Below are 25441 nucleotides of genomic sequence, written 5' to 3' on the forward strand. Positions count from 1 at the left end.
ATGCTCGGTACCCGGCTGGACGCCGCGACGAAAGGGCTGCCGGCGCCCCTCGCGGTCGTGGACCTCGACGCCCTCGAGGCCAACGCCGATGACCTGGTGCGACGTGCCGCCGGGGTGCCGGTGCGCGTCGCGAGCAAGTCGGTGCGCGTGCGGCACGTGCTCGAGAGCGTGCTCGCCCTGCCAGGGTTCGCGGGCGTCATGGCGTACTCGGCGCGCGAGGCGCTGTGGCTCGTGCACGAGGGCGTCCAGGACGTGCTCGTCGGGTACCCCACGGTCGACGAGGAGGCCCTGCTGGCCCTCGCCTCCGACCCGGTCGCCGCACGCGCGGTCACGCTCATGGTCGACGACCTGGCCCAGGTCGACCTCGCGCAGCGGGCCGCGGCGAGCGGCGGGCACCGGCTGCGGCTGTGCCTCGACGTCGACGCGTCCCTCGAGGTGCGGCTCGGACCCTTCACCGCGCACCTGGGGGTGCGGCGCTCACCCGTGCACACCCCGCAGGACGCGGGGGCGGTCGCCGCCGAGATCGTCCGGCGCGATCACGTCGAGCTCCGGGGCGTCATGTTCTACGAGGCGCAGGTCGCCGGCATGCCGGACTCGAGCCCCGTGGTGCGGGCCGTCAAGCGGGCGTCGGTCGCCGACCTGGACCGGCGCCGGGCGCGGGTGCTCGACGCTGTGCGCGACGCGGTGGGCCACGAGCTCGACCTGGTCAACTCGGGCGGCTCGGGGTCGCTCGAGACCAGCGCGGGCGACCCCGTGGTCACCGAGGTCACGGCCGGCTCGGGCCTGTTCGTGCCCACCCTGTTCGACGCCTACCGGGCGTTCGTGCCGCGCCCCGCGGCCTACTTCGGTCTCGACGTGGTGCGCGTGCCGGCCCGCGGCTACGCGACAGCGTTCGGTGGCGGGTACGTGGCCTCGGGCCCCGCGACCCGTTCCCGGCTGCCCCGTCCGGTGGCACCCGCAGGCTTGCGCCTCACGGGCCGGGAGGGTGCGGGGGAGGTGCAGACGCCCCTGCGCGGCGGCTCGTCGGCGGATCTGCGGGTCGGTGACCGGGTGTGGTTCCGGCACGCCAAGGCGGGCGAGGTCATGGAGCGTTTCGACGCCGTGCACCTCGTGCGTGGCGACCAGGTGGAGCGCACGGTGCCCACCTACCGGGGTGAAGGACGCACGTTCGGCTGATCCGCGGCGGCTCGCAGTCGGGTCAGGGTCGCACGCGCCGGTAACCTTGCCCGTGTGAGCCTTCGCCTGTACGACACCGCCACCCGCGAGGTGCGCGACTTCGTCCCCGTGGTCCCGGGCGAGGTCGGCATCTACCTGTGCGGTGCGACCGTGCAGGGCACCCCCCACATCGGCCACATGCGCTCGAGCGTCGCGTTCGACGTGCTCGTGCGCTGGCTGCGCCGTGAGGGCTACCGCGTGACGCTCGTCCGCAACGTCACTGACGTCGACGACAAGATCCTCGCGAAGGCCGCCGACGCGGGCGAGCCGTGGTGGGCCTGGGCCATGGCGAACGAACGCGCGTTCACCGCCGCGTATGACGCGCTCGGTGTGCTGCCGCCCACCTACGAGCCGCGCGCGACGGGTCACGTGCCCGCGATGGTCGAGCTCATGCAGCAGCTCGTCGACTCGGGCCACGCGTACGTCGCGGGCGAGGGTGACGTGTACTTCGACGTGCGCTCCTACCCCGAGTACGGCTCGCTCACGAACCAGCGCCTCGACGACATGGTGCCCGCGCCCGACGGCTCGGCCGAGGACGAGGGCACCAAGAAGGACCCCCGCGACTTCGCGCTGTGGAAGGCCCCGAAGCCCGGCGAGCCCGAGACGGCCTCGTGGCCCACCCCGTTCGGTCGCGGCCGGCCCGGCTGGCACCTCGAGTGCTCGGCGATGGCCCGGCGCTACCTCGGCCCCGATTTCGACATCCACGGCGGCGGGCTCGACCTGCGCTTCCCGCACCACGAGAACGAGCAGGCGCAGTCCCGCGCCGCGGGTGACGGCTTCGCGCGGTACTGGCTGCACAACGGCTGGGTCACGCAGGGCGGCGCCAAGATGAGCAAGTCGCTCGGCAACGGGCTGCTCGTCAGCGCGCTGCTCGAGACCACGCACCCCGCTGTGCTGCGCTACGCGCTCACCGCCGTGCAGTACCGCTCGATGCTCGAGTGGACGCCTGACACCGTCGGCGAGGCCGAGGCCACCTGGGAGCGGTTCACCGGCTTCGTCGAGCGCGCCACCGAGCAGGTGGGCACCGTGGACGACACCGAGGTGGCCAAGGCCGAGCTGCCCGCGGGCTTCGTGACCGCGATGGACGACGACCTGAACGTGCCCGCCGCGCTCGCTGTGGTGCACGAGCACCTGCGCGCCGGCAACAGCGCGCTCGCCGCGCACGACCTGACCGCCGTCCGGACCGAGCTCGTCGCCGTGCGCGCGATGCTCGATGTCCTGGGGCTCGACCCGGCGGGGCCGCAGTGGCGCCGCCAGGGCGACGACCGCGGAATCTCGGCAGCGCTCGACGCGCTCGTCACCGCAGAGATCGCCGCCCGCTCCGAAGCACGCGCAGCGCGTGACTTCGCCACCTCCGACGCGATCCGGGACCGGCTCGCCGCCGCCGGCATCCTCGTCGAGGACTCCGCGACCGGCACCCGCTGGTCGCTCGCGCACCGCAGTGATGAGGACGAGATCTGATGTCAGGAAACTCGCAGCGCCGGGGCGCCACGCGCAAGCCCGGGTCGAAGAAGGGCGCCCAGGTCGGCTCGGGCGGTCAGAACCGCCAGGGCCTCGAGGGTCGCGGACCCACGCCCAAGGCCGTGGAGCGCCCGCACCACCCGGCCGCGAAGCGCAAGGCTGCCGCCGAGCGCCGCACCGTGACGGGCACCGCCCGTGACGGGGCGCCCGCCCGCATCGGTCGGACGTCGCGCAGCGCCCCCGGCAAGCGCGGCACCAAGGGTGTCAGCGCGACCCACGAGATGGTCAACGGCCGCAACTCCGTGCTCGAGGCGCTGCGCGCCGAGATCCCCGTCTCGACCGTGTACATCGCCTCGCGCCTCGAGGCCGACGACCGCACCCGCGAGATCCTGCAGATCGCGACGGGGCGCGGCTACCCGCTGCTCGAGGTCACCAAGCCCGAGCTCGACCGGCTGACCGACGGCTCGGTGCACCAGGGCGTGGCGATCCAGGTGCCGCCGTACGAGTACGGCGACGCCGACGACGTGCTCGACGCCGCGGCGCGGGCGGACCAGGCGCCGCTGATCGTGGCGCTGGACGGCGTCACCGACCCGCGCAACCTCGGTGCGGTGCTGCGATCGGCCGGCGCGTTCGGCGCGCACGGTGTCGTCGTGCCCGAGCGCCGCTCGGCCGGGGTCACGGCCTCCGCCTGGAAGGTGTCCGCCGGTGCGGCCGCCCGCGTCCCGGTCTCGCGTGTCACGAACCTCACCCGCACGCTCGAGGCCTACCGCAAGGCCGGGTGCTTCATCGTGGGTCTCGACGGCGGCGGCGACACCCCCGTCGGCGACCTGCCGTTCGCGGCCGACCCGCTCGTGATCGTGATCGGCTCCGAGGGCAAGGGGATCTCCCGTCTGGTGCGCGAGCACTGCGACGCGATCGTCTCGATCCCGATCATGTCCTCGGTCGAGTCGCTCAACGCCGGCGTGGCCGCCGGGATCGCGCTGTACGAGGTCGCCCGCCAGCGCGCGGAGGCCGCCGGGGCCTGACGACCCCGACCTGCACGTCCGACGCGGAGCGCGGCGCCCCTGAGGTGCCGCGCTCCGCGTGCGTCCGGGCGACGTCGGCGTGGCGACCGGGTCGTGGCCGGTCAGATCTCGTAGTGGTCACCCAGCTGCGTGTACGCGCGGTCGTGGTAGACGAGCGGGGTGCCCTGCGTGCTCGTGTCGGACGCGAGCGCGTGCACGGTGACGAGGTAGCTGTCGCCCACGGCGATGCGCTCGAGCACCCGGCCGTGCACCCACGTGAGCGTGCCGAGCAGCACCGGCTCGCCGCCCGCGAGCAGCACGTGCGCGGTGCCCGCGAACCGGTCGACGCCGTGCGTCGCGAAGCGCACCGAGAGGTCCGCCTGGCCGTGGCCGAGGAAGTTCACCACGACCGTCTCGGCAGACGCGAGCGCGGGCCAGCTCGACGAGGTCGACGCGACCGAGAACGCGAGCACCGGGGGAGCGGCCGAGACCGAGATGACCGACGTCGCGGTGAACCCGACGGGTCGTCCCGTGGCGGGGTCGGCGAGCGTGATCACAGCGACCCCCGCCGGGTGGCGGCGGAAGACCCGCTTGTACTCGTCGGGCGTCAGCTGGGTCACCGGGCCGACCCGGGCCGGTGCGTCGGCGGTCACGCGTCCACCCCCACCGCTCGGGCGAGCTGGTCGCCGTGGGTGTCGACCCACGCGGTGACGACGGCGTCGAGCCCCCTGAGCTGGGACTCGGTGAGCGCCAGGGTGCGCGTCGGGACGATCGCGCCGAGCTCGACGAGCAGCGGGCGCAGGTGCACCTCGCCCGCGAGGGCGTGCGACGGGTTGCCCGAGACCACGAGCGGGACCACGACGAGCCCGCGCAGGCCGTCCGCCCCGTACAGGTCGAGGAACGCCTTGAGCAGGCCCGTGTAGCTGGCCTTGTAGACGGGCGTCGCGACGACGGCGACCCGGGCCGTGGCGAGCCGGTCGAGCGCGGCGTCGGCCGTGGGGTGCGCGGCGGCGAAGAGCTCGGGGGCCAGATCGGCCAGGTCGAGCGTCGGCGCGACGTCGAGACCCAGCCGGGTGGCGATCGCCCGGGCCGCGGACTCCGCGGCGGTCCGGGTGCGGGAGCCGGCACGGGGGTTCCCGACGACGGTCGCCACCCGGGTCGACCGGGCGGTCCGGCCGGGCGGTCCGTCGGGGGTCGGGGTGGTGGCAGCGGGCGTCGAGACGCTGGGAGCGGTCATGGTGGGTCCTCGGAGGTGGGCGACCGTGACGGCCGCCGATGTCGATCACGCTTGCCGTGCCCCTCAGCACGACCAGGTCGTCACCCGGAGCACCCCGCCGTGACACGTGGGGGTTGCTGACCAGCGAGCCGGGGCTGTGCTCGGACGGGTTCGACCCGGACGAGCGCTGGTGCTCAAGACCTGTCGAAGTTGTAGCACGGGCCGCCGAGACCCCGCGACCGGTGTCTCACGGCGTGACCGATATCGCCACATCTGTTGACGCGCTCGAGACCTTCGGCCTAGGTTCCGAGGCGTGAGCACCGACACGAACCACCGCCACGGGCCGAGCGACCTGCTCCTCGCCGCCGTCGCGCCCTGTCGCTGTTGTTGATGCTCGTCTGCTGATCTTCGGACCGGCAGGCGGGGTCCCGGTCCCGCACGCGCCTGGATCCCCGCCCGACGACGGCTCACACCCTCCCCGTCCCAGCGCCTGAGCGCGTCCGTGGACGGGCGAGCCGACGGCACGCCCCTCCGAGACGGCTCCCTCGGCCCCCGCGCCCGCCGCACGCACGGCCGGCGCCACCGAGCACCCCGCGCCCCGACCACGACCGGTCGGCAGGCAGCGGGCTCCGCATCCCCGCACCCGAGCCGCCGCACCCGTGTGCCCTGCCCGGGCCGCGACCACCCGCGCGCCGGCGTCGGGCCGGTCGGTGCCGTCCTGGCCGATCCCCGACACCCGCGCCCCGCGCACCGCCCCGTCGGCGGTGGAGGAGACCACCCATGTCGTACCCACCTGTCCCGTTGTCCGTGCTGGACCTGAGCCCGGTGTCGTCGGGCAGCTCGTCGCCCGAGGCGCTGCGGCACACCCTCGACCTGGCGCGGGCGACCGAGCGTGCCGGCTACCGCCGGTACTGGCTCGCCGAGCACCACCTCAACCCGGGGGTCGCGGGCGCCAGCCCCGCCGTGCTCGCCGCCTTCGTGGCCGCGGCCACCACCACGATCCGGGTCGGGTCCGCCGCCGTGATCCTGGGCAACTACTCGCCGCTGCAGGTGGCCGAGCAGTGGGGCACGATCGCCGCCCTGCACCCCGGCCGGGTCGACCTCGGCATCGGGCGCTCGGGGGTGCCGAGGCGCGACCCGTCGGCGGAGCGCGGGGTCGCCCCCGCGGAGCAGACGCCTCCCGCACCGGTCGCCGCGGGGGACGGTGCCCCGACCGGCACGAGGGTGGTCGACGGCGTCGTGATCCCGCCCGTCGGGCCGCAGCGCTACGACCCGGCGCGGCTCGCGCTCCAGGCGCGGCTGCTGGGGCGTGCCCCCGGCGACGGCGAGGGCTTCGGTGCCGACGTGCGCGACATCCTCGACTTCTTCGCGGGCACCTACCGGTCGCCCGACGGGCAGGCCGTGGCTGTGACACCCGCCCAGGGGGCTGACGTGCAGCTGTGGGTGCACGGGTCGAGCGCCGGACCGAGCGCGAGCCTCGCGGGCGAGCTCGGGCTGCCCTACGGCGCGAACTACCACGTCGCCCCGGCTACGCTGCAGGAGTCGGTCGCCGCCTACCGGGACGCGTTCGTCCCGTCGCAGGCCTACGCCGCGCCGTACGTCATCGTCTCGGTCGACGTGGTCGTGGGCGAGGACGACGCGCAGGCCCGCCGTCTCGCCGCAGGCTACGGGCCCTGGGTCCGCTCGATCCGCGGCGGCCACGGTGCGATCCCGTTCCCGGACGGCGCCGAGGCGGCGCGTCTGCGTGACGGCTGGACGGCCGAGGACCACGCGTCGGTGCAGGACCGGGTCGAGACCCAGCTCGTCGGGTCGCCCGCGACGGTCGTCGAGCGGCTCGCGGCGCTGCAGCGGCTCACGGCCGCCGACGAGCTGCTGGTCACCACCGTCACGCACCGCCACGAGGACCGGGTGCGCAGCTACGAGCTGCTCGCGGACGCGTGGCGGCGGTCGGGATCCTCGACCGGCTCCCACGGTGCCGCCGCCGACGTGGGGCTGTCGGTCGCCGGGGTGGGGTCATGACCGTCCAGGTGCGCCCGCGCGCCGATCTGTCCGACGTCGAGGTGCGCCTCGTCCTGCCGAGCGACCCGCTCGCCCGGCCGCTGCTCGACGACCTGGTCGTCGAGTACGCGCGGCGGTACGAGCGGACGGAGCAGGAGGTCGCCGAGCACGTGCACGGCTACCCCGCCGAGGAGCTGTCCGGCCCGGGCGGAGGGCTGCTGCTCCTGCTCGTCGACGGGGAGGCCGTCGCCGGCGGTGCGTTCCGGCGCTACGACGGGACGACCGCCGAGCTCAAGCGGATCTGGACGCGTGCTGACCAGCGACGCCGGGGGCTCGCGCGCCGCGTGCTGACCGAGCTCGAGCGCATCGTCGCCGAGCGGGGCTACTCGCGCGTCTACCTGACCACGGGTCCGCGTCAGCCCGAGGCCCGCGGGCTGTACCTCGCGACCGGGTACTCGCCGCTGTTCGACGTCGACGCCGACCCGGCGAGCATCGGGCCGCTGCCGTTCGAGAAGACCCTGCTGCCCGTCGAGGAGACACTGCCCGTCGAGGAGACGCTGCTCGTCGAGGAGACGCTGCTGCCGGTCGTCGAGCCGCGCGTCGTGCCGGCCCGGCACCCGGGGCGGTGGGTCGCGACGGCGGCGACGCTCGTGCTGCTGGCCATGGTGGTCAGCTCGCTCACCACCAACACGCGCTGGGAGTGGTCCGTCGTCTGGCAGTACCTCACCTGGCCCTCGGTGCTGCAGGGGCTGTGGGGCACCGTGCGCCTCACAGCTGTCGCGGCCGTCATCGGCTTCGGTCTCGGCACGGTGCTGGCCCTCATGCGGCTCTCCCCGTCACCGCTGCTCCGCGCGGTGTCGTGGACCTACACGTGGGTCTTCCGCTCGGTGCCGCTCATCCTGCAGCTGCTGCTCTGGTACAACCTGGCCTACCTGTACCCGACCCTGTCGCTGGGCGTCCCGTTCGGGCCCGAGCTGCTGCACTTCGGCACGCTCGACGTGGTCGACAAGTTCGGGGCCGCGGTGCTGGGTCTCGGGCTCTCGCAGGCGGCGTACTCGGCCGAGATCGTCCGCGCCGGCATCCTCTCGGTCGACCAGGGCCAGCACGAGGCGGCTGCCGCGCTCGGGCTGCCCCGGCGCCGTCAGCAGCGGCGCATCATCCTGCCGCAGGCCATGCGGACGATCGTGCCGACCGCCGTCAACGAGATCATCGGGCTGGTCAAGGGCACCTCGGTGGTCTACGTGCTGGCCTACGGCGAGCTGTTCTACATCGTCGGGGTCATCTACGGCCGCAACCAGCGGGTCGTGCCGCTGCTGCTCGTCGCGGGCATCTGGTACCTCGTGCTGACCACCGTCATCACGGTGGTCCAGTACTACGTCGAGCGGCACTACGCCCAGGGGGCGCTGCGCACGCTGCCACCGACCCCGCTCCAGCAGGCGCGCTGGGCGTGGGGGCTGGCGTGGTCCCGGCTGACCGGACGCCCCCTGCCGACCGACCTGCCACCCGCGTACCAGGCCCGCGCCTCGCTGGCCGGCAACGTGCTCACCCGCTCCCGGTTCGCCCGGATGCGCGCCGAGAACGGCAGGGACGTCTGATGGGCGCCGCAGGTCTGGTCGAGGTCCGCGGCGTGCACAAGTCCTACGGCACCCTCGAGGTGCTCCGGGGCGTCGACCTCGTGGTGCGCCCGGGCGAGGTCACCGTGATCCTGGGGCCGTCGGGCTCGGGCAAGTCGACGCTGCTGCGCGTGATCAACCACCTCGAGAAGGTCGACCGGGGGCTCGTGCAGGTCGACGGCGAGCTCATCGGGTACCGCCGCGTGGGGCACGGGGTGGTGCAGGAGCTCAAGGAGAAGGACATCCTGCGCCAGCGCACCCAGATCGGGTTCGTGTTCCAGGGGTTCCACCTGTTCCCGCACCTGACGGCCCTCGAGAACGTCGTCGAGGCCCCCGTGCACGCCCAGGGTCGCCGCCGGGCCGAGGTCGAGGTCGAGGCGCGGGCGCTGCTCGCGCGGGTCGGGCTGGCCGACAAGGCCGACGTGCACCCGCGCCGCCTCTCGGGCGGCCAGCAGCAGCGCGTCGCGATCGCCCGGGCCCTCGCGCTGCGGCCCAAGGTCGTGCTGTTCGACGAGCCGACCTCGGCCCTGGACCCCGAGCTCGTGGGCGAGGTGCTCGACGTCATCAAGGACCTCGCCCGATCGGGCACGACCCTCGTGGTCGTCACCCACGAGATCGGCTTCGCCCGCGAGGTCGCGACCTCCGTCGTGTTCATGGACGAGGGGCTCGTGGTCGAGCAGGGCAACCCCAGCGAGGTGCTCGACCACCCACGGCACGCGCGCACCCGGGCCTTCCTCGACAAGGTCCTCTGACCGCGCCCACCACAGACCCGGGGCACCCGCCCCGAGCGGACGGTGCGCACCCGCGCCCGCCCGTCCCGCACCACCACCACCGACCGAGAGCGAGCACCCCGTGACCGCAACGACCCGACGAGCAAGGCTCGTGACCGCACTGGCCCTCGTGCCCCTGCTGGCGCTCGCCGCGTGCGCCGGCGCCCAGGCCGGCACGGAGGACGTCGACGCAGGCGCCGGCGACGTCGGTGCGAAGGCCGAGGCCGTGGGCCTGACCATCAGCACCAGCCCCGAGCAGGACCGCATCCGCAGCACCGAGGACCCGGCGGCCGTCGCGCTGCTGCCCGCCGCGGTCGCCGAGCGCGGCACCCTGAAGGTCGCGACGAGTGCCAGCGGCAGCCCGCCGCTGACGTTCCTCGCGGACGACGAGAAGACCCCGATCGGCAACGAGACCGACATCGCGCAGCTCGTCGCCGACGCGCTCGGCCTCGACCTCGAGCTCGAGGTGCGCGCCTGGGCCGACTGGCCGCTCGCGCTCCAGTCGCAGGACGTCGACGCGGTGATCTCCAACGTGACGGTCACCGAGGAGCGCAAGGAGCTGTACGACTTCTCGTCCTACCGCAACGACCAGCTCGGCTGGCTCGTCTCGACCGGGTCGAAGAACGTGGAGCAGATCGCCGAACCCGCGGACATCGCCGGCCTGCGGGTCGCGGTCGCATCGGGCACCAACCAGGAGAAGATCCTGCTCGCGTGGGACGCGGAGAACGTCGCCGCCGGGCTCGAACCGATCGCGGACGGTCAGCCCGAGTACTACGAGAACCTGAGCGACGCGCTGCTCGCGCTCCAGTCGGGCCGCATCGACGCCTACGTCGGGCCCAACGCCTCGCTCGCGTTCACGGCAGGGTCCTCGCCGAAAGACTTCCGCGTCGCGGGCACGCTCAACGGCGGCTGGCCGCTCACGGCGCAGATCGCCGTGGCCACCCTCAAGGGCACCGACCTGGCGCCGGCCGTGACCGCCGCGCTCCAGCACGTGTTCGACGACGGCTCCTACACCGAGGTGCTCGAGCGATGGGGTCTGCAGGACGAGGCCATCGCCAAGCCCGAGACCAACCCGCCGGGGCTGCCCAAGACGAGTTGACCGGCACCCTCACCGAGACGCCACGGCCCCGCACCGATCGACGGTGCGGGGCCGTGGCGTCTCGGTCGGACGCAGGTGATCAGCGCCGCTGTGCTCCGGGGTCGTCGGTGGGCAAAGGCTCCTCGCGGAGGTCCGCGGCGCTCACGCCCAGGATCGCCTGCTCGTCGGGACGCAACGGCAGGATGTTCTCGAGGTACGAGCGGGTCGCCTCGGCCATCGGCACGTCGCGGCGCTGCTGCTGCGAGAGGAACCATCGGTGGTCGAGCAGCTCGTGGAAGACCTGTGCGGGCTCGAGCTTGGGCCGCAGCTCGCGCGGGACGGCCCGCACCGCGGGCTCGAAGACCTCGGTGAGCCAGTCGTGCGCCACGAACGACTCGTCGTCGTTCTGCCGGTCGGTCGCCGCCCGGAACGAGTCGAGGTCGTTGAGGAGCCGACGGGCCTGGTTCTCCTGCACGTCCAGCCCGGTCAGCCGCATGAGCCGGCGCGAGTGGTGGCCCGCGTCGACGACCTTGGGCTGGATGCTCACGCTCGTGCCGTCGACGTCGGTGGTGATGTCGAGCTCGCCGACGTCGAAGCCCAGGTCGTTGAGGCGTTCGATGCGGGCCTGCACGCGCCAGCGGTCACCCAGGCCGAAGGACTCGGCGTCGGTCAGCGCGGTCCACAGCTCGGAGTACCTGTCGACGAGCATCTGGCCGATGGCGATCGCGTCGACGTCGTCCTCGAGGAACTCGCCGGCCTGCAGGTCCATCAGCTCGCCGATGATGTTCACGCGGGCGACCTCGAGGTCGTAGGCCCGCTGCCCCTCGGTGAGCGTGTCGTGCAGGTCGCCCGTCTCGGCGTCGACCAGGTACGCCGCGAACGTCTCGGCGTCCCGGCGGAACAGGGTGTTCGACAGCGACACGTCGCCCCAGTAGAAGCCGATGAGGTGCAGCCGCACGAGCAGCACAGCGAGGGCGTCGATCAGCCGCGTCGCGGTGTCGGGGCGCAGCGTCTGGCTGAACAGCGCGCGGTACGGCAGCGAGAACTGCAGGTGCTTGGTGATGAGCACGGCCTCGAGCGGCTCGCCGTCGGGGGACGTGCGGCCCGTGATGACACCCACGGGCTCGACGCCGGGGACGTCGAGACGGTGGAGCTGGCGCAGCAGCTCGTACTCGCGGTACGCGACGCTCTCGCCGATCTCCTTGATCGCGATGACGCGACCCGAGAGCCGGGCGAAGCGGACGATGTGCCGGGAGATGCCGCGGGGGAGCGCAGCGAGGTTCTCGGCCGGCCAGTCCTCGAGCGGGATGTGCCACGGGAGGTCGAGCAGGGCGGGATCGGGTGACGCGGCGGTGATCTGCAACCGCTGCGGGCGGGGACTCATGGCCTCGATCCTCTCAGAGTCGTATGGGGGACACGCTGAACGCCCTCGGGGACGTGCTGGACGGTCAGACGGCGATGCGCTCGCCCGACGCGGCGTGGAACAGGTGCTGCTCGCCCGTGCGGATACGGACCCAGATGGTCTCGCCCTTGCCGGGCACCTGGCGCGGGTCGACGCGCACGATGACCTGCGCGTCGCCGGCACCGGACGTCACGGCCTCGGCCGCACCGAACTCGTTGGTGAGCGAGCCGTAGACGAACGCGTCCGAGCCGAGCTCCTCGACGAGGTTGACGACGACCGGGATCGCGTCCGGGGTGCCCTCGGGCACGACGTCGAGCGACTCGGGGCGGAACCCGATGGTGATCTGGTTCTTGTCCTCGGGCGTCAGGTCCGTGATGACCTGACGCGGCACCGCGATGCGGGCGCGACCGATCTGGGCGTAGCCGTCGAGCACCGAGAACGTGCCGAGGTTCATGGCCGGCGAGCCGATGAAGCCGGCGACGAAGACGTTCTTCGGGGTGTCGTACATGTCGCGCGGCGTGCCGACCTGCTGGAGCAGACCGTCCTTGAGGACCGCGATGCGGTCACCCATGGTCAGGGCCTCGGTCTGGTCGTGCGTGACGTAGACCGTCGTGACGCCGAGGCGGCGCTGCAGCGACGCGATCTGCGTACGGGTCTGGACGCGGAGCTTGGCGTCGAGGTTCGACAGCGGCTCGTCCATGAGGAAGACCTGCGGCTGGCGCACGATCGCGCGGCCCATCGCGACGCGCTGACGCTGGCCACCCGAGAGGGCCTTCGGCTTGCGGTCGAGGTACTCGGTGAGGTCGAGGATCTTGGCGGCCTCCTCGACACGGGTGCGGATCTCCGCCTTCGGCGTGCCGGCGATCTTGAGCGCGAAGCCCATGTTGTCGGCGACCGTCATGTGCGGGTACAGCGCGTAGTTCTGGAAGACCATCGCGATGTCGCGGTCCTTGGGCTGGACGTCGGTGACGTCGCGGTCCCCGATGAGGATGCGTCCGCCGTTGACGTCCTCGAGGCCCGCGAGCATGCGCAGCGAGGTCGACTTGCCGCAGCCGGAGGGGCCGACGAGGACGAGGAACTCGCCGTCCTCGACGTGCAGGTTGAGGGCGTCCACCGCGGGACGCTCCGTGCCGGGGTAGACCCGGGTGGCGTTGTCGAACGTGACCGTAGCCATGTCAGTTCCCTTCACCGGCAGGTACGTGCCGGACGATCCGTTGTGAAAGGTGTCAGAAGTGTCGCCGCTGACACAGTCCGAGGGCTGGCACCGTCCTGTTCGACGTTGAGACCCGCGGTCCGGGACCCATCCTGCCACATCAGCCGGGGCGTTCCGGACGGAGCGGGCCCCCGGATGTGCCCGTGCGCGCGACCCCGCCGAGGTCAGCCGGTGACGCCGTACACCGTCGTCTGCTGCCGGCTCACCACCGCGCCGCCGACGGTCTCCTCGGTGAAGGTCGTCCCGCACAGGTGGCCGGCGACCACGTTGAGGTAGTCGTCCGTCGGGACCGAGATCTGCCACTGGCGGGTGCCGTCGGCCAGGGACAGCGCGACGAGCGACTGCCGCTCGTAGGTCGACTCGACGACGAGCACGACGCGGCCGTCGGTCACGATCCCGCCGTCCGTCGCCGTGCCCTCGAGCTCGTGGCTCCAGCGGACCTCGCCCGTGGCCGCGTCGATCGCGGTGGCGGTGCGCAGCGACGTGACGTGCAGCGCGCCGTCGACCAGCACCCCGCCGGAGCCCGCACCGACCATCGGTGCCTCCCAGCGGATCGACCCGTCGGAGATCTCGCGAGCGCGCACGACCATCCCCCCATCGGCGTAACCGGCCGTGAAGAACAGGTCGGGGGCGGAGCCGTCGTCGACCGTCAGGTTGATCGTGGTGTCGTCGAACGCCTCGCCCGGGGTGCCGTCGGCGCGGAGCACGACGGTGCGGTTGACGTCGGACAGGTAGTACAGCTCGCCCGAGTCGCCGCGGGCGTGCCCGGCCCGGGAGTACGCGCCGGACCCCGCGAGGGTGCCCTGCGTGTCGAGCAGGGTGCCGTCGGACGAGAGCACCCACGTGGAGCGCGGTCCGGTGACCAGGAGCCGGGACAGCCCGTCGACCTCGACCCAGGCGCGGTTGTCGTAGCGGTCGTCCAGCGGCTCGTCGGGCGCGTCGAAGCGCCACTGCTCGGTGCCCGAGACGAGGTCGTGAGACGTGACGGTGACGGTCCCGTCGGCGTACTCCGCGGCCAGGTACCCGTTGTCGGTGACCGTCGTGAACGCCTCGAGAGCGAGGGTGTGCTGCGCGCGGACGACGTGCGCGTGCGCGTCGACCACCACCAGGTGGCGTTCGGTCGGGACGGCCGACTGCCCGGAGGGGTCATCCGGGTCCGCGGCGAACGTGCCGTACGCGGTGCAGGCGAGCAGCCCAGGGGTCGACGTCTCCTCGCAGTACGGGCTCCAGCCCATCGCCAGTGCCGCCGCTTCGGGCTGTGCGACGGGGACCTCCCACAGGACGGCACCCGTGCGGAGCTCGACCCCCCGCACCACCTGCGCGCCCGAGTCGTCGAGCGCGCCCACCGCGACGGACCCGCCCCCCAGGTCCACGGCTCCCGTGAGCGACCCCGTCGCGTCGTCCGTCCACAGCGCATGCATCGACTGGTCGACGGGGAGCAGCACGCCGGGGAGCGAGCGGATCTCTGCGAGGTGGGCCCGCTCGCGGGCGTCGAGCACGGCCTGCGTCGCGACGAGCCCGAGCACCAGGGCGACCGCGACCAGAAGAGGCCACCACCGCCGACGTGGGTGGGGCGCGACGTCCCCCGGCTCACCGGTGAGAGGCGTGGGCAGGGCCGGTTCGCCCCTGCCCTCGAGGTCCCGGTCGTCGGCCTCGACGAGCACCACCTGCCGTGACGGACCTGATCGGCGTCGCATCGGCTCAGCCCAGCGCCACGACGGACGAGCCCGCGCGGGCGAGCAGCAGGCCGCCCGCCACCGCGAAGTCCGAGGTCCCGGACGGCATGGGGGTCGACCAGCGTGGCGTGCCGTCGTCGAAGTCATACGCGACGAACGTGCGCAGGCCCTCGGGCAGCTCCTGCCGGACGAGCACCGAGCCGTCGGTGACGATCGCTCCCGCGTCGGAGCCGGACGAGCCGTAGGTCGCGGGTGGCTCGGGGAGCGAGAACTGCTCGACGCCCGTCCGCGCGTCGTAAGACGTCACCTGCTGGCTCCCGGTCCCGTCGGACGTGCCCTCTCTGAGCACGAGGCGGTCCCGGACCAGCAGGATCTGCAGGTCCAGCGAGGTCGAGGAGATCGGCTGCGTCCACAGCGTCGTGCCCTGCACCGGGTCCTGCACCTGGAGCGAGACGGAGTTCAGGTCGACCACGACCCGCACGCCCGTGCTGCCGTCGTCGACCGCGACAGGCCAGGCGAACAAGTTGTCGAGACTCTGGAGAGGTGACATCTCCTTGCCGGTCGTGGGGTCGAGGGTGATCGGGGCGCCCTGACCGGTGGACACCTGCAGGATCCCCGCCGACGGCAGGAGGTACACGGAGACCGGGGCGCTCTGCTCGACCGCGACGGTGGCCGTCCAGCGTTCCTCTCCTGCCGGGTCGAGCCGGGTGACCTGGATGTCGGACCCCGGCTCGTGGGTCGCGAGCACCAGGTCGCCGTCGAGCTCGACCAGCGCCGCCGCGTCGCCCACCTCCCGCGTCTCCAGGACCTCGCCGGTGCGGAGATCGACCCGGACGAGGCGGTAGCGGTACTGGGCCTCGGTGGTCGTCGCTCCGTCGGACCCGACGCTTGTCTCGGTGACCGACACGTCGGCGACCAGGCAGGTGAGCACGGTGACGCCGGCCGGGTCGCGGGGGAGGACGCAGTCGACTGGGCGGTAGGCAACCCTCTCGGTGGCCTCGGCGAGGGACGCCGTCCACACGGCCGAGCCGTCGGTCCGGTCGAGGGCGGCAGCGACGGCCTCGCCGTCGTCGCGCAGGCCCACGGCGACGAGCACGTCGTCCGTGGCGAACCAGCCGGTGCCGCCCAGGACGGAGATCGCGGGCTCGGGCAGGTCCTCGGCGCGCCACAGCTCGGTCGGGGCGCCGTCGAGCGGTGCCAGCACCCCGGGCACCTCGGCGAGCCGCGCCGCGCGCTCGCGGCTTCGGGCGTCCACCACCAGCGAGGCTGCGAGCAGCACGACGACGGCGACCGCGGCGACGGGGCCCCAGCGGCGCACCCGGTGCGGCAACGCGGACGGTTCGTCCACTCGTGCGGCGGGCCACGGGTTGTCCGTGGCGGTCAGGTCGGCCCCGCGCGGCGGTGCGTCCGGGTGGTCGGCGCCGCTCCCGCCCCGCGCGTCGACCTCGACGAGCTCGACGCGGTCGAGCCTGCCCGCGGCGCGGCGCGGTGCACGTCTGCGTACCCCCATCCCGGCAAGGTACCGGGCCGACCGGCTGGGCGGGCCCGGTCGGCGGACCGATGTGGGAGCCTGCCCCCCGCGCACCGCCCGTTCGGGCCCGACGACGTCACGATCAAGGTCGGGCTCCCCATACCGACTTCACGGTGTCGACACAATCCGCCTTGACTGCAGTCACTCGATCGGGCCACGGCAGCGCACAAGCGAGGGGGACACTGTGGGTCATATCGCCAGGCGGCTTCTGCTGCCGCTCGTACTACTCTTCGGCTTCACCGGGGTCGGGCCCTCCGCCGCGACCGCTGCCGGTCTCAGTACCGCACCAGTTCAGAATGTGGCAGCCGCGCAACTGCTCAAGGGCCCGTGGGAGGGTCACGAGTTCAACTTCACCAGCAAGGCGACCTGCGAGAGCCGGCGGTCCGTGTTCAACGCGCAGTACATGGGCTACTGGATCGGTGGGGTGGCAGAGTCACGGTGCTCGTCGTACTCGGTCCCGGCGTGCCCGACGTCGATCACGAAGTGGAAGATCGACGCACGCGCGTGGTTCTCTGAGAACGGGCCACTCTCCGTCCCGGCGCGACTCGCGAGTGCGAGAACGCCCCACGTCGAGATCCTCGCGTGCTGAACTTGACGGCGTGATCGTCACTCCTGTGTACCGCGGTGCCCCCGTTGAGGCGGTGGGGACCGTGGTGCACGCCCATGTCGGCGCTCTGCTCATCGCCGACGCCCACTGGGACGCGAGCCTTCTCGCGATGCCGACGCTCGAACCGGACAGCCCGTTCGTGATCGCGCTGCACGGCCCGCTCGATGTCGCTCATGGTGAGGGTGTGGCAGTGACCGGCGTGTGGACCGGCCGCGGCATCGACGTGCGCACCGCCGCCCGCAGGAACGTCGCACCGCCACCGCCCCAGCCTCTCAGGGGTGGCCTGCGTCCTCGACCCCCAGGAATCCCCGGACCGCCCACCGAGATCGAAGTGCGCCTGCTCGCCGACGGAACGATGACCGACCGGCTCCCGTACGGTGACGGGACTCTGCACGTCGTCGCCGACGACGTCGACACCGTGGCCGACGCGCTGACCCCCGTGTACGGAGACCGGCTGCGTGTGCACCGCGCGATGTTCTCCCAGCAGCAGCGCCGGGTGGCGACCGCAGCACTGCACGTCGCGGACGCCCTCGAAGTCGCGTGCGCCGTCGGGACGACTCCGCTGGACGACGCACGACCCGCCGAGATGGTGAACACCCTCGAGGTGGGATGGGTGCCCGACGTCCTGGCTGAGGCCCTGGTCGCCGTGCCCGATGGCCTCGTCGAGGTCACCGCTCACGTCCGCGTCATGCAGCCACGATGAGCGGCCCCGCGAACCGGTCCCGTGGAAGTCGTCGCAGGCCGAGCGGTCAGGCCGCGGGTCGGAGCGCGTCGCGGAAGCGGGCCAGTACGGCCACGACGTCCTCGGGGTCCGCGACCCGGAACCGGGCGACGGTCTCGCCGGGGCCGACCTTGATCGTGACGTCGTCGGGCCCGAGCACGGCGAACGCCTTCTCATCCGTCACGTCGTCGCCGGCGTAGATCACGACGGGTGCATCCAGCTCGTCGCGCAGCGCCTCCAGGGCCTCGCCCTTGCTCGCGTGCAGCACGGTGATCTCGACGACGTCCTTGCCGTGCAGCACCCCGGTGCCGAGCCGATGCCCGACCTCGAGGGCCTGCTGCTCGGCGGAGTGCGCCACGTCGTCGTCCGCGAGCCGGGAGTGCACCACGACGCCCGTCGGCTTGGTCTCGACCCAGACGCCCTCGCGTCCGCGCGCCACCGCGGCGACCTCGGCGCCGAGGGTCGCGAGCCGGTCGGCCTCCTCGTCGCTGAGCTGAACCACGTCGCGGTCCAGGCCGAACGGGGCCACCCGGGCCCGCTCTGCGCCGTGGCTGCCGACCAGGAGCGTGCCCACGGGCACCTCGGCGAGCGCGTGCAGGTCGGACATCGCCCGACCCGAGACGAGCGCGAGCACGATGCCCGGGGTCGCCGCGAGGTCGGCGAGGACCTCGACCCCCGCGGGCAGGATGCGGGACTCGTTCGGGTCGTCCTGCAGCGGGGCGAGGACGCCGTCGAAGTCGAGGGCGAGCAGCACAGGTCGCCGAGAGCCGTCCGCGGCGAGGGCGGCGAGGGCGTGGTCCAGGTCAGTCATGGTTCTCCTGCTCGTCGTTGCGACCGGGGCCCGGGACCGCGGCGAGGGCCGCGAGGAACTCCTCCGACCACTTCGCGACGTCGTTGTCCAGCACCTTGCGGCGCAGGCGGCGCATCCGCTTGCGGGCCTCGCGGGAGTCGATCCTGGCCGCGTAGACGATCGCGTTCTTCAGTCCCGCGATGTCGTGCGGGTTGACCAGGACGGCGCTCGTGAGCTCGTCGGCCGCACCCGCGAACTCGCTCAGGACGAGGGTGCCCTGGTCGTCCGAGCGGGCCGCGACGTACTCCTTCGCGACGAGGTTCATGCCGTCGCGCAGGGCCGTGACGAGCATGACGTCCGCTGCGAGGTACAGGGCCGCCATCTCCTCCATCGGGTAGGAGTGGTGCAGGTAGTGCACAGCGGGGTGGCCGAGCTCGCCCAGGTCGCCGTTGATGCGACCGACGAGCAGCTCGACGTCGTCGCGCAGCTGCTGGTAGGCGCCCACGTTCTCGCGGCTCGGGCTCGCAACCTGCACCAGGGTGGTGTGGGGCACCGACAGGCGACCGTCCTCGAGCAGCTCGCCGAAAGCCTTGATGCGGTGCCGGATCCCCTTGGTGTAGTCGAGGCGGTCGACGCCCAGCAGCACGACCTCGGGGTCGCCCAGCTCGTGGCGGATCTCCTTCGCGCGGGCCTGGACCTCGGGGGTGCGGGCCAGCTCGTCGAACTTCTTCGAGTCGATCGCGATGGGGAACGCCGCGGCGCGCACGTGCCGGGCGGGGCGACCGTGCGCGTCCGTGATGGTGATCATCTGGCCGCGGGTGTTGAGGTCCGTCAGCCGGCGCACCACGCGGACGAAGTTCTGCGCATCGGCCTGCCGCTGGAACCCGATGAGGTCGGCGCCGAGCAGCCCTTCGACGACCGCGGTGCGCCAGGGCAGCTGGGCGAACAGCTCGAGCGGGGGGAACGGGATGTGGTTGAAGAACCCGATCCGCACGTCGGGGCGCAGCTCGCGCAGCATGCGGGGCACGAGCTGGAGCTGGTAGTCGTGCACCCACACCGTGCCGCCGGGGGCCACCTGCTGCGCCGCGACCTCGGCGAAGCGCTGGTTGACGCGGCGGTACACCTCCCACCACTGGCGGTGGAAGGTGGGCGGCTCGATCACGTCGTGGTACAGCGGCCACAGGGTGTCGTTCGAGAACCCCTCGTAGTAGTCCTCCAGCTCGCTCTCCGAGAGCGTCACCGGGACGAGGTGCATCTCGTCGACGTCGAACGGCTCGAGCTCGAGCCCCGGGGCACCGCTCCACCCGACCCACGCGCCGTCCTCGGCGGTCATGACCGGCTCGAGGGCGGTGACGAGCCCACCGGGCGACCTGTCCCACGACACGCTCCCGTCGCGGGCGACCGTCACGTCGACGGGCAGCCGGTTGGAGACGACGACCAGGTCATAACTGGCAGGAGCCACCTGTACACACTCCTTCTTGGGGATCTCTCGACCCTAGCGTGACCGACCTCGGCTCGCCTCGGGAGCGGGCCCAGCGCGGCTTCGCGCGCGTGCCAGCCCGCCCGGCTACGGTCGTGGGCATGGAGCGCATCGGCCTGGAACCTGGGTCCGAGGTGGGCGGATACACGATCGTCGCCCCCCTCGGTTCGGGCGGCATGGGCACCGTCTACCGCGCGCTGGACGGCGGGGGCACGCCGGTGGCCCTCAAGCTGCTGCACCCGCACGTCGGCGCCGACCCCGTGGCCCGCGACCGGCTGCGCCGCGAGGTCGTCGCCCTCCAGCGGCTGCACCACCCGGGCGTCGCGGCCGTGCTCGACGCCGAGGCCGACTCGACCGAGGCGTTCATCGTGACCGAGCTCGTCGCGGGTCGGAACCTCGAGGAGCACGTGCGACGGCACGGCCCCCTCGACCCTGACGCGCTCGCGGACTTCGCCGACGGGCTGCACGACGCGCTCGCGGCCGTGCACGCCGCCGGCGTGGTGCACCGTGACCTCAAGCCGAGCAACGTGCTCGTGACCGACGCGGGGCCGGTGCTCATCGACTTCGGCATCGCGCAGGCCGCCGACGACCCGCGCCTGACGTCGACCGGGCTGGTGATCGGCAGCCCCGGCTACCTGGCACCCGAGCTGCTCGAGGACGCCGAGCCGACCGCCGGCACGGACTGGTGGGGCTGGGCCGCGCTGCTCGCGTTCGCCGCGACCGGGCGCCCACCGTTCGGGCTGCGGCCGCTCGCCGTGGTCATCACCCGGGCCCGTGAGGGCGACGTCGACGTCGAAGGGCTCGGACCGCTCACCGCCCAGGCGCTGCGGGGCGCCCTCGCCCCCGAGCCCGCCGCCCGGCTCGCCCCCGAGGAGCTCGTGGACCGGCTCCACGACGCCGCCGAGCGTGGTGACGAGCCGGTCGCGGGGGAGACGGTCGTGCTGCCCGGCGCTGCGGCGTCCGCGACGCAGCGGTTCGCGCCCTCGCCGGTGACCGAGCGGCTGCCCGCGTCGTCGGGCACCGAGCGGTTCCCGGCCGACCAGGGCGACCCGACAGCCGTGCTCGGCGCGGTGGAGGGCACCCGGGCGTTCCCGGCCCCGCCGCCACCCGCCCACGTGCCCCGGCAGTCCGCGTTCGGGCGGCCCGACGCGGTGGGCGACACCGCGGTCTTCGGCGCCGCGACCGACGACACCCGGGTGGACGACGGCGCGCAGGGCCACGACGACTGGTTCCCCGACCACGGCACCGACGACCACGCCGACCACGCGGACCACGGGCAGGGCGACCACGAGGGCACCGACGAGGACGACACGGACGGCTACGTCCGCCCGCCCGCGGAGCGCCGGTGGGGCACGCTGCTCGCGCTCGGGCTGCTCGCGGTCGTCGCCGCGGCCGTGTACCCCGGGGTGACGCTCGTGGTGCTCGGGCTCGCGCTCGTGCTCACCCGGACCGTCGGATCGGCCGTCGAGGCCATGCACACCCGGCGCGAGCGTCACGGGGTGCGGCGCACCGACCCGTGGCGCTCGGCCGCAGCCACGCCGTGGCACCTCGTGCGCGGGGTGGTGGGCCTGGTGCCGTCGGTCGTGGTGGGCGCGAGCGTCGCCATCATCGTGGGTGGCGGGCTGTGGTGGGCGATCAGCAGCGGTCAGCTGACCGTGGGGGACGCCGTGCCCGGCACCAGCCCCGACGGCCTCGTCGCAGCGGGGGTGATCGGCGTCGCGTTCGGGCTCGGCCTCGTGTGCACCTGGTGGGGGCCGCTCTCCCGGCTCACGCGTACCGGCGCGCGACGGCTCCTCGCGGGCGTCGCCCCCGGACCCACCGGGGCCACCGTCGTCGTGCTGCTCGCGCTCATCGGCACGGTGGTGCTCGCGTTCCAGGTGCGGGGCGGCCACCCCGTGGTGTGGGCGCCGCTGCCCGAGCCCGCGCTGCCCTGATGCGCCCCCGGGACCGGTCCGCTCGCTCGCCGCGAACAGGCCGCTCGGGGTCTGTGACGCGACGCCCTCAGCCCGTACCCTGGGTCGCATGACCGCTGCCCGAGCGCGCCTGCAGGCACTCCTGCGCGTGCCCACGGCCGCGCTCGCCCCGGCACGCGACGTGACGGCGACCACGCTGCTGCTCGTCACCGCGCTCACGTTCGTGCAGGTCGCCGCGCGCGGGCGAGTCATGCTGCACGCCTGCACCAGCGCCGAGGGCCCGCTGTCGATGCTGGGGTTGCGGTTCGCCCTGCTGCGCAGCACAGCCGACTGCCCGGACGGCACGTTCGCGCTCGTGCCCGGCGCACCGCAGGGTGCGATCGTCGTCCTCAGCCTCGCGCTGCCCGTCGTCGCGGCGCACGTCGCGCTCGGCACCTGCGGCATGGGCGCCACGGCGCTGCTCGTGCGGGTCGCCGCCTCGGTCGCGCGCCTGTTGCGCACCGTGCTCCGGCACCTGCCGCACGCCGACAGCCCCGTCGTCCTCCCTGACCTGGTCCGCGCCCCGGCGCCGGTGGCCTCCGTCGGACACCGCCTGCGCGGGGCCCTGCTCGCAGCCCACCCCCGACGAGGTCCGCCGCTGCGGTTCGCCTGAGCAGCCGACCGCACGTCCCTTCGTACCCGAGAGCAGGACCATGCCCACCAACGACCCCCGCCCCACCAAGGCCCAGCGGCGCGACGACGCTCGCGTCCAGGCCCTCAAGCTCCGCGAGGAGCAGAAGAAGCGCGAGAAGCGCAACCGCTTCATCGCGATCGGCGGCCTCGGTGCCGCGCTCGCGGTGCTCATCTTCGTCGTCGTGACGATCCTGTCCCATGCGTCCCCGACCACCAGTGCGTCCGACGCGGCCTACACCGGCGACGAGCAGACCCTTGCCGACGTCAAGACGCCCTCGACCGCCCAGGAGAACGGCGGGATCCCCGTCGCCGCGTCCGGTGATGCCGGCTCGACCGCCGAGAACGGCACCGTCGTCGACGTGTACCTCGACTACATGTGCCCCGTCTGCGGTCAGTTCGAGGACGGCAACGGCGCCCAGCTCGCCGCGCTGCGCGACGAGGGTGACGTGACCGTCGTCTACCACCCGATCTCGATCCTCGACCGGCTGTCGAACGGCACCGAGTACTCGACCCGCGCCGCGAACGCCGCCGCCGCGGTCGCCGACCTGGCGCCCGAGAAGTTCGTCGCGTTCAGCGACGCGCTGTTCGCCAACCAGCCCGAGGAGAACACCGACGGCCTCTCTGACGAGCAGATCGCCGACATCGCCAAGGAGGTCGGCGTGCCCGACGACGTGGTCGCGGTCTTCACCGAGACCGACGGCGACAACCCCTGGCGCGTGTACGCCCCGTACGTCTCGGCACTGACCCTGCAGGCAGACGAAGACCTCGACAAGGTCCAGACGCCGACCATCCTGATCAACGGCACGCCGCTCGACACGAAGACCTACAACTGGACGATCGACGGCAAGCTCACCGAGGCCGTGCGCGCCGCGCAGGGCTGACGCAGCACCTGATCGCACACGGGACGGCGCCGGCTCGGTACGCTGGGCCGGCGCCGTCCCGCCGCGGTGCCTCGAGCACCCGGCGCAGCACGACGCCACGCCTCCTTAGCTCAGCTGGCCAGAGCACCTGTCTTGTAAACAGGGGGTCACCGGTTCGAATCCGGTAGGGGGCTCCACACGGACAAGGGTCTCTGCGCACGTCAGAGGCCCTTTTCCGTTGCCCGCCGGCGAGCACCCGCAATGCAGGCCGGCTCATCTGTGCTCTCTTTCCGGCGCCCAGACGCGCCCGCACCCGTGGCAGCGCCACCGACGCCCATTGCTGTTAAGGGGCGGTGGTCTGTCCGCCAAGCTTTGTGACGTGCTCCAGCGTCTTCTCCTGGAGGACCAGCATCGCCAGCCACCACTCGCAGACGTTGGGCCACAGGTCGATCGGCTCGCCGGAGAAATAGACAACCGGGTGACCGTTCTCGGTGACGGGACCCCCCATCCACAGCGCCATGACGTCCGTGTCGTACGGCGACACGTGGATGGGGACGAGTTCGTCGCGCGCCGGCCACCCGGCCGAGTCGCCTTCGTCGTAGAACGCGTCGAGGCTCTGCTCCGCCTCAGCCCACAAGAGTCCTTGGCCGAGCTCCTCAGCGCTCAGCAGGTTGCCGCTGAGGAACGCCGACTCCCACCCGTTCGCGAACCGGAGCAACGTCTCGTGCTGGCGGTCGAGCGGCTTTCCAAGACGCGCTGCGGCTGCCGTGATGCTCTCATCGCCGGCGCCGATGTGCGGAACGGACAGCGGGTACGCGGCGGGCGCGGCCTGGGTCAGGCGCATGCTCGCCTTGACCATCTCACCGAGAATCGCCTCCCACCACGGGGATCCGTCTGGGTGCCTCATGGCAGTCCTCCTTCGACGATCTCCGGGTACCCGCGGCCATCCAGCCTATGGAACTGGAAGATCGTGCGGCGGCGGCGCTCAGGTCCGCGATCGTCATTCCCGGCTCGAGGACAACGTCCGCGGTCAGGCCCGAGTCGAAGGCAACGATCCGTGGTCCGTCAGCAGGCATGAGCGACCGCAGCCACACAGCGGCGTCGATGTTCTGCTCAGGGGTGCCATCGATGTTGATCGACAGGAACCGCTTCATCACGCTGATGTAGAAGCCAAAGCCGGCGATGACGTCACGGCGAAACTCGACGCGCTCATGACGCGAAGGGACGATCACCACGTCGTCACCCCACCGTTCCTGCGCGGCGGCGTGAAGGTCGTCGGCGGTCAGCAGCAATGGGGCGTCGCACTGCTCGCACGAGATGATCATGTCTTCGAACATTGCCTCAACCTCTACGGGGTGCGGGGCGATCGTGGACCTCGACATCGCTTGCTGGACCAGTCAGTCGGCTCGGGACCAGCTTGCAGAGCCGTGGGCCCGCGACTCGGACGCCGCGTCAGGAAGTTACGCGTCCGGCGCCCGGTGGGTGAATATCGGGGTTCCGAACCGCTGACGACGACGTCGTCGGAGGAGGGACGGGCGTGCCGGCGCGAACCACCGCACCGACGAGCACGACGAGTGCAGCGATGACGAGTGCCTCGACGTGGTGCGGCGGGTTCGCCGTCATGCCGTAGGGATCCGGGAGCCGCTCCAGCACCGAGGTGCTCGCCCTCCACGGCAGCAGTGGTCCCACATACGCACCGGCGACGACGCAGACCGCGACGACCTGCACGCGACGCCCGTGCCCTGGTCGGAACGGGGAGCCTGCGGCGATCGAACGGAGCACCGGGAGCAGTGCCACCGCGGCGACGAGCAGGGCGATCCCACGGACCAGGACGTCTGCCCGCGAGAAGAGCTGCTCGGCGAGCGAGGCATCCGGTGCGTGCACCATGACGATCCCGAGCGGTTCGGAGTAGTGGTCGAAGTCGGGCAGCCCACCGGTCCGCACGCCGCTGACCCGCACCTCGGGATACGGCACGAGCCCGACCTCGAGCCGAAGGTCGGCGCCCAAGCCGTCCGAGGAATGGAGCCGCATCGGCACCGCCACCTCGCCCATCACGTCTCTCGTCGGCGCGAGCCACTGGTACAGACCGACCGCTGTGCCGACCAACCCGACGACGAGCAGAGCAGGTCCCAGGACGGCAGCCAGACGACGCGCTCCCCGACTGACGTGTGGACGCATGTGACCTCCGCTGGAGTGCGCCGTGGTCGGCGAGCCTGGCAGG

Annotated in this window: 23 protein-coding genes, 1 tRNA gene, 1 pseudogene and 1 riboswitch; of the genes and pseudogenes, 14 read left to right on the plus strand and 11 right to left on the minus strand. The window is 72.8% G+C overall.

Annotation, left to right across the window (positions count from 1 at the left end; all coding sequences use genetic code 11):
* From ACGIF2_RS06825 to rlmB, 3 genes are read left to right on the plus strand one after another with little or no spacing between them, the layout of a single operon-like run.
* On the plus strand, window positions 1-1176 hold the full coding sequence (locus ACGIF2_RS06825; RefSeq protein WP_396045688.1) for an amino acid deaminase/aldolase: 1176 nt from the start codon (window positions 1-3) through the stop codon (window positions 1174-1176).
* A gap of 54 nt (window positions 1177-1230) precedes the next feature.
* Window positions 1231-2676 (plus strand): cysteine--tRNA ligase, encoded by a 1446-nt coding sequence (cysS, locus tag ACGIF2_RS06830; RefSeq protein WP_396044865.1) that lies wholly within the window; start codon window positions 1231-1233, stop codon window positions 2674-2676.
* The gene (gene rlmB, locus ACGIF2_RS06835) at window positions 2676-3701 is read left to right on the plus strand and encodes a 23S rRNA (guanosine(2251)-2'-O)-methyltransferase RlmB (RefSeq protein WP_396044867.1); all 1026 of its coding nucleotides are present in this window, start codon (window positions 2676-2678) and stop codon (window positions 3699-3701) included. The genes cysS and rlmB overlap by 1 nt, the downstream gene beginning before the upstream one ends.
* A gap of 101 nt (window positions 3702-3802) precedes the next feature.
* On the opposite strand, the gene ACGIF2_RS06840 is transcribed toward rlmB, so the two are convergent.
* The gene (locus ACGIF2_RS06840) at window positions 3803-4333 is read right to left on the minus strand and encodes a flavin reductase family protein (protein ID WP_396044869.1); all 531 of its coding nucleotides are present in this window, start codon (window positions 4331-4333) and stop codon (window positions 3803-3805) included.
* Entirely contained in the window at window positions 4330-4917 is a 588-nt protein-coding gene (locus ACGIF2_RS06845) for an NADPH-dependent FMN reductase (protein ID WP_396044871.1), read from the minus strand. The genes ACGIF2_RS06840 and ACGIF2_RS06845 overlap by 4 nt, the downstream gene beginning before the upstream one ends.
* Window positions 4918-4959: 42 nt before the next feature.
* Window positions 4960-5098: riboswitch (SAM riboswitch) on the minus strand.
* 578 nt (window positions 5099-5676) lie between these two features.
* Here ACGIF2_RS06845 and ACGIF2_RS06850 point away from each other — a divergent pair.
* The 5 genes and pseudogenes from ACGIF2_RS06850 (at window position 5677) to ACGIF2_RS06870 (ending at window position 10376) form a co-directional block, all read left to right on the plus strand.
* On the plus strand, window positions 5677-6915 hold the full coding sequence (locus ACGIF2_RS06850; protein ID WP_396044873.1) for an LLM class flavin-dependent oxidoreductase: 1239 nt from the start codon (window positions 5677-5679) through the stop codon (window positions 6913-6915).
* A pseudogene (locus tag ACGIF2_RS06855) lies at window positions 6912-7340 on the plus strand (GNAT family N-acetyltransferase); the annotation flags it as partial. The gene ACGIF2_RS06850 and the pseudogene ACGIF2_RS06855, both read left to right, overlap by 4 nt.
* A gap of 93 nt (window positions 7341-7433) precedes the next feature.
* Window positions 7434-8489: an amino acid ABC transporter permease gene (locus ACGIF2_RS06860; protein WP_396045690.1), complete on the plus strand. Its 1056-nt coding sequence runs from the start codon at window positions 7434-7436 to the stop codon at window positions 8487-8489.
* Window positions 8489-9259 (plus strand): amino acid ABC transporter ATP-binding protein, encoded by a 771-nt coding sequence (locus ACGIF2_RS06865; RefSeq protein ID WP_396044875.1) that lies wholly within the window; start codon window positions 8489-8491, stop codon window positions 9257-9259. Before ACGIF2_RS06860 ends, ACGIF2_RS06865 begins: the two co-directional genes overlap by 1 nt.
* A 130-nt stretch (window positions 9260-9389) precedes the next feature.
* Window positions 9390-10376: an ABC transporter substrate-binding protein gene (locus tag ACGIF2_RS06870; protein WP_396044877.1), complete on the plus strand. Its 987-nt coding sequence runs from the start codon at window positions 9390-9392 to the stop codon at window positions 10374-10376.
* Window positions 10377-10455: 79 nt separating this feature from the next.
* On the opposite strand, the gene ACGIF2_RS06875 is transcribed toward ACGIF2_RS06870, so the two are convergent.
* From ACGIF2_RS06875 to ACGIF2_RS06890, 4 genes are all read right to left on the minus strand, one after another.
* Entirely contained in the window at window positions 10456-11739 is a 1284-nt protein-coding gene (locus ACGIF2_RS06875) for a DUF4032 domain-containing protein (RefSeq protein ID WP_396044879.1), read from the minus strand.
* 64 nt (window positions 11740-11803) lie between these two features.
* Entirely contained in the window at window positions 11804-12931 is a 1128-nt protein-coding gene (locus ACGIF2_RS06880; RefSeq protein ID WP_396044881.1) for an ABC transporter ATP-binding protein, read from the minus strand.
* A 203-nt stretch (window positions 12932-13134) separates the two neighbouring features.
* The gene (locus ACGIF2_RS06885; protein ID WP_396044883.1) at window positions 13135-14667 is read right to left on the minus strand and encodes a PQQ-binding-like beta-propeller repeat protein; all 1533 of its coding nucleotides are present in this window, start codon (window positions 14665-14667) and stop codon (window positions 13135-13137) included.
* A 4-nt stretch (window positions 14668-14671) separates the two neighbouring features.
* Entirely contained in the window at window positions 14672-16156 is a 1485-nt protein-coding gene (locus ACGIF2_RS06890) for a PQQ-binding-like beta-propeller repeat protein (protein WP_396044885.1), read from the minus strand.
* Window positions 16157-16475: 319 nt separating this feature from the next.
* Between ACGIF2_RS06890 and ACGIF2_RS06895 the strand changes: the two genes are divergently transcribed.
* Together ACGIF2_RS06895 and ACGIF2_RS06900 are read left to right on the plus strand one after the other, a co-directional pair.
* Window positions 16476-16766, plus strand: a complete 291-nt coding sequence (locus ACGIF2_RS06895) for a hypothetical protein (protein ID WP_396044887.1) — start codon at window positions 16476-16478, stop codon at window positions 16764-16766.
* A gap of 61 nt (window positions 16767-16827) precedes the next feature.
* A complete protein-coding gene (locus ACGIF2_RS06900; RefSeq protein ID WP_396044889.1) occupies window positions 16828-17487 on the plus strand; it encodes a hypothetical protein in 660 nt (219 codons plus the stop codon).
* Window positions 17488-17533: 46 nt separating this feature from the next.
* On the opposite strand, the gene otsB is transcribed toward ACGIF2_RS06900, so the two are convergent.
* Together otsB and ACGIF2_RS06910 are read right to left on the minus strand one after the other, a co-directional pair.
* On the minus strand, window positions 17534-18316 hold the full coding sequence (otsB, locus tag ACGIF2_RS06905) for a trehalose-phosphatase (protein ID WP_396044891.1): 783 nt from the start codon (window positions 18314-18316) through the stop codon (window positions 17534-17536).
* Entirely contained in the window at window positions 18309-19757 is a 1449-nt protein-coding gene (locus ACGIF2_RS06910; protein ID WP_396044893.1) for a trehalose-6-phosphate synthase, read from the minus strand. The genes otsB and ACGIF2_RS06910 overlap by 8 nt, the downstream gene beginning before the upstream one ends.
* A gap of 119 nt (window positions 19758-19876) precedes the next feature.
* Here ACGIF2_RS06910 and ACGIF2_RS06915 point away from each other — a divergent pair, with 119 nt between their 5' ends.
* The 4 genes from ACGIF2_RS06915 to ACGIF2_RS06930 all read left to right on the plus strand — a co-directional run bounded on the left by ACGIF2_RS06915 (window position 19877) and on the right by ACGIF2_RS06930 (window position 23417).
* Window positions 19877-21709 (plus strand): protein kinase, encoded by a 1833-nt coding sequence (locus tag ACGIF2_RS06915; RefSeq protein ID WP_396044895.1) that lies wholly within the window; start codon window positions 19877-19879, stop codon window positions 21707-21709.
* Window positions 21710-21797: 88 nt separating this feature from the next.
* The gene (locus ACGIF2_RS06920; RefSeq protein WP_396044897.1) at window positions 21798-22340 is read left to right on the plus strand and encodes a hypothetical protein; all 543 of its coding nucleotides are present in this window, start codon (window positions 21798-21800) and stop codon (window positions 22338-22340) included.
* Between the two features lie 40 nt (window positions 22341-22380).
* Window positions 22381-23241, plus strand: coding sequence for a DsbA family protein (locus ACGIF2_RS06925; protein ID WP_396044899.1), 861 nt, complete (start codon window positions 22381-22383; stop codon window positions 23239-23241).
* 99 nt (window positions 23242-23340) lie between these two features.
* Window positions 23341-23417 (plus strand) — tRNA-Thr (locus tag ACGIF2_RS06930).
* A 146-nt stretch (window positions 23418-23563) separates the two neighbouring features.
* Here ACGIF2_RS06930 and ACGIF2_RS06935 read toward each other — a convergent pair.
* From ACGIF2_RS06935 to ACGIF2_RS06945, 3 genes are all read right to left on the minus strand, one after another.
* Entirely contained in the window at window positions 23564-24079 is a 516-nt protein-coding gene (locus ACGIF2_RS06935) for an SMI1/KNR4 family protein (protein ID WP_396044901.1), read from the minus strand.
* Window position 24080: 1 nt separating this feature from the next.
* Complete coding sequence (locus ACGIF2_RS06940; RefSeq protein ID WP_396044903.1) at window positions 24081-24557, minus strand: hypothetical protein; 477 nt, start codon at window positions 24555-24557, stop codon at window positions 24081-24083.
* Window positions 24558-24672: 115 nt separating this feature from the next.
* On the minus strand, window positions 24673-25398 hold the full coding sequence (locus ACGIF2_RS06945) for a hypothetical protein (protein WP_396044905.1): 726 nt from the start codon (window positions 25396-25398) through the stop codon (window positions 24673-24675).
* Between the last annotated feature and the right edge of the window lie 43 nt (window positions 25399-25441).

It is taken from the genome of Cellulomonas sp. P22 (assembly GCF_044392165.1).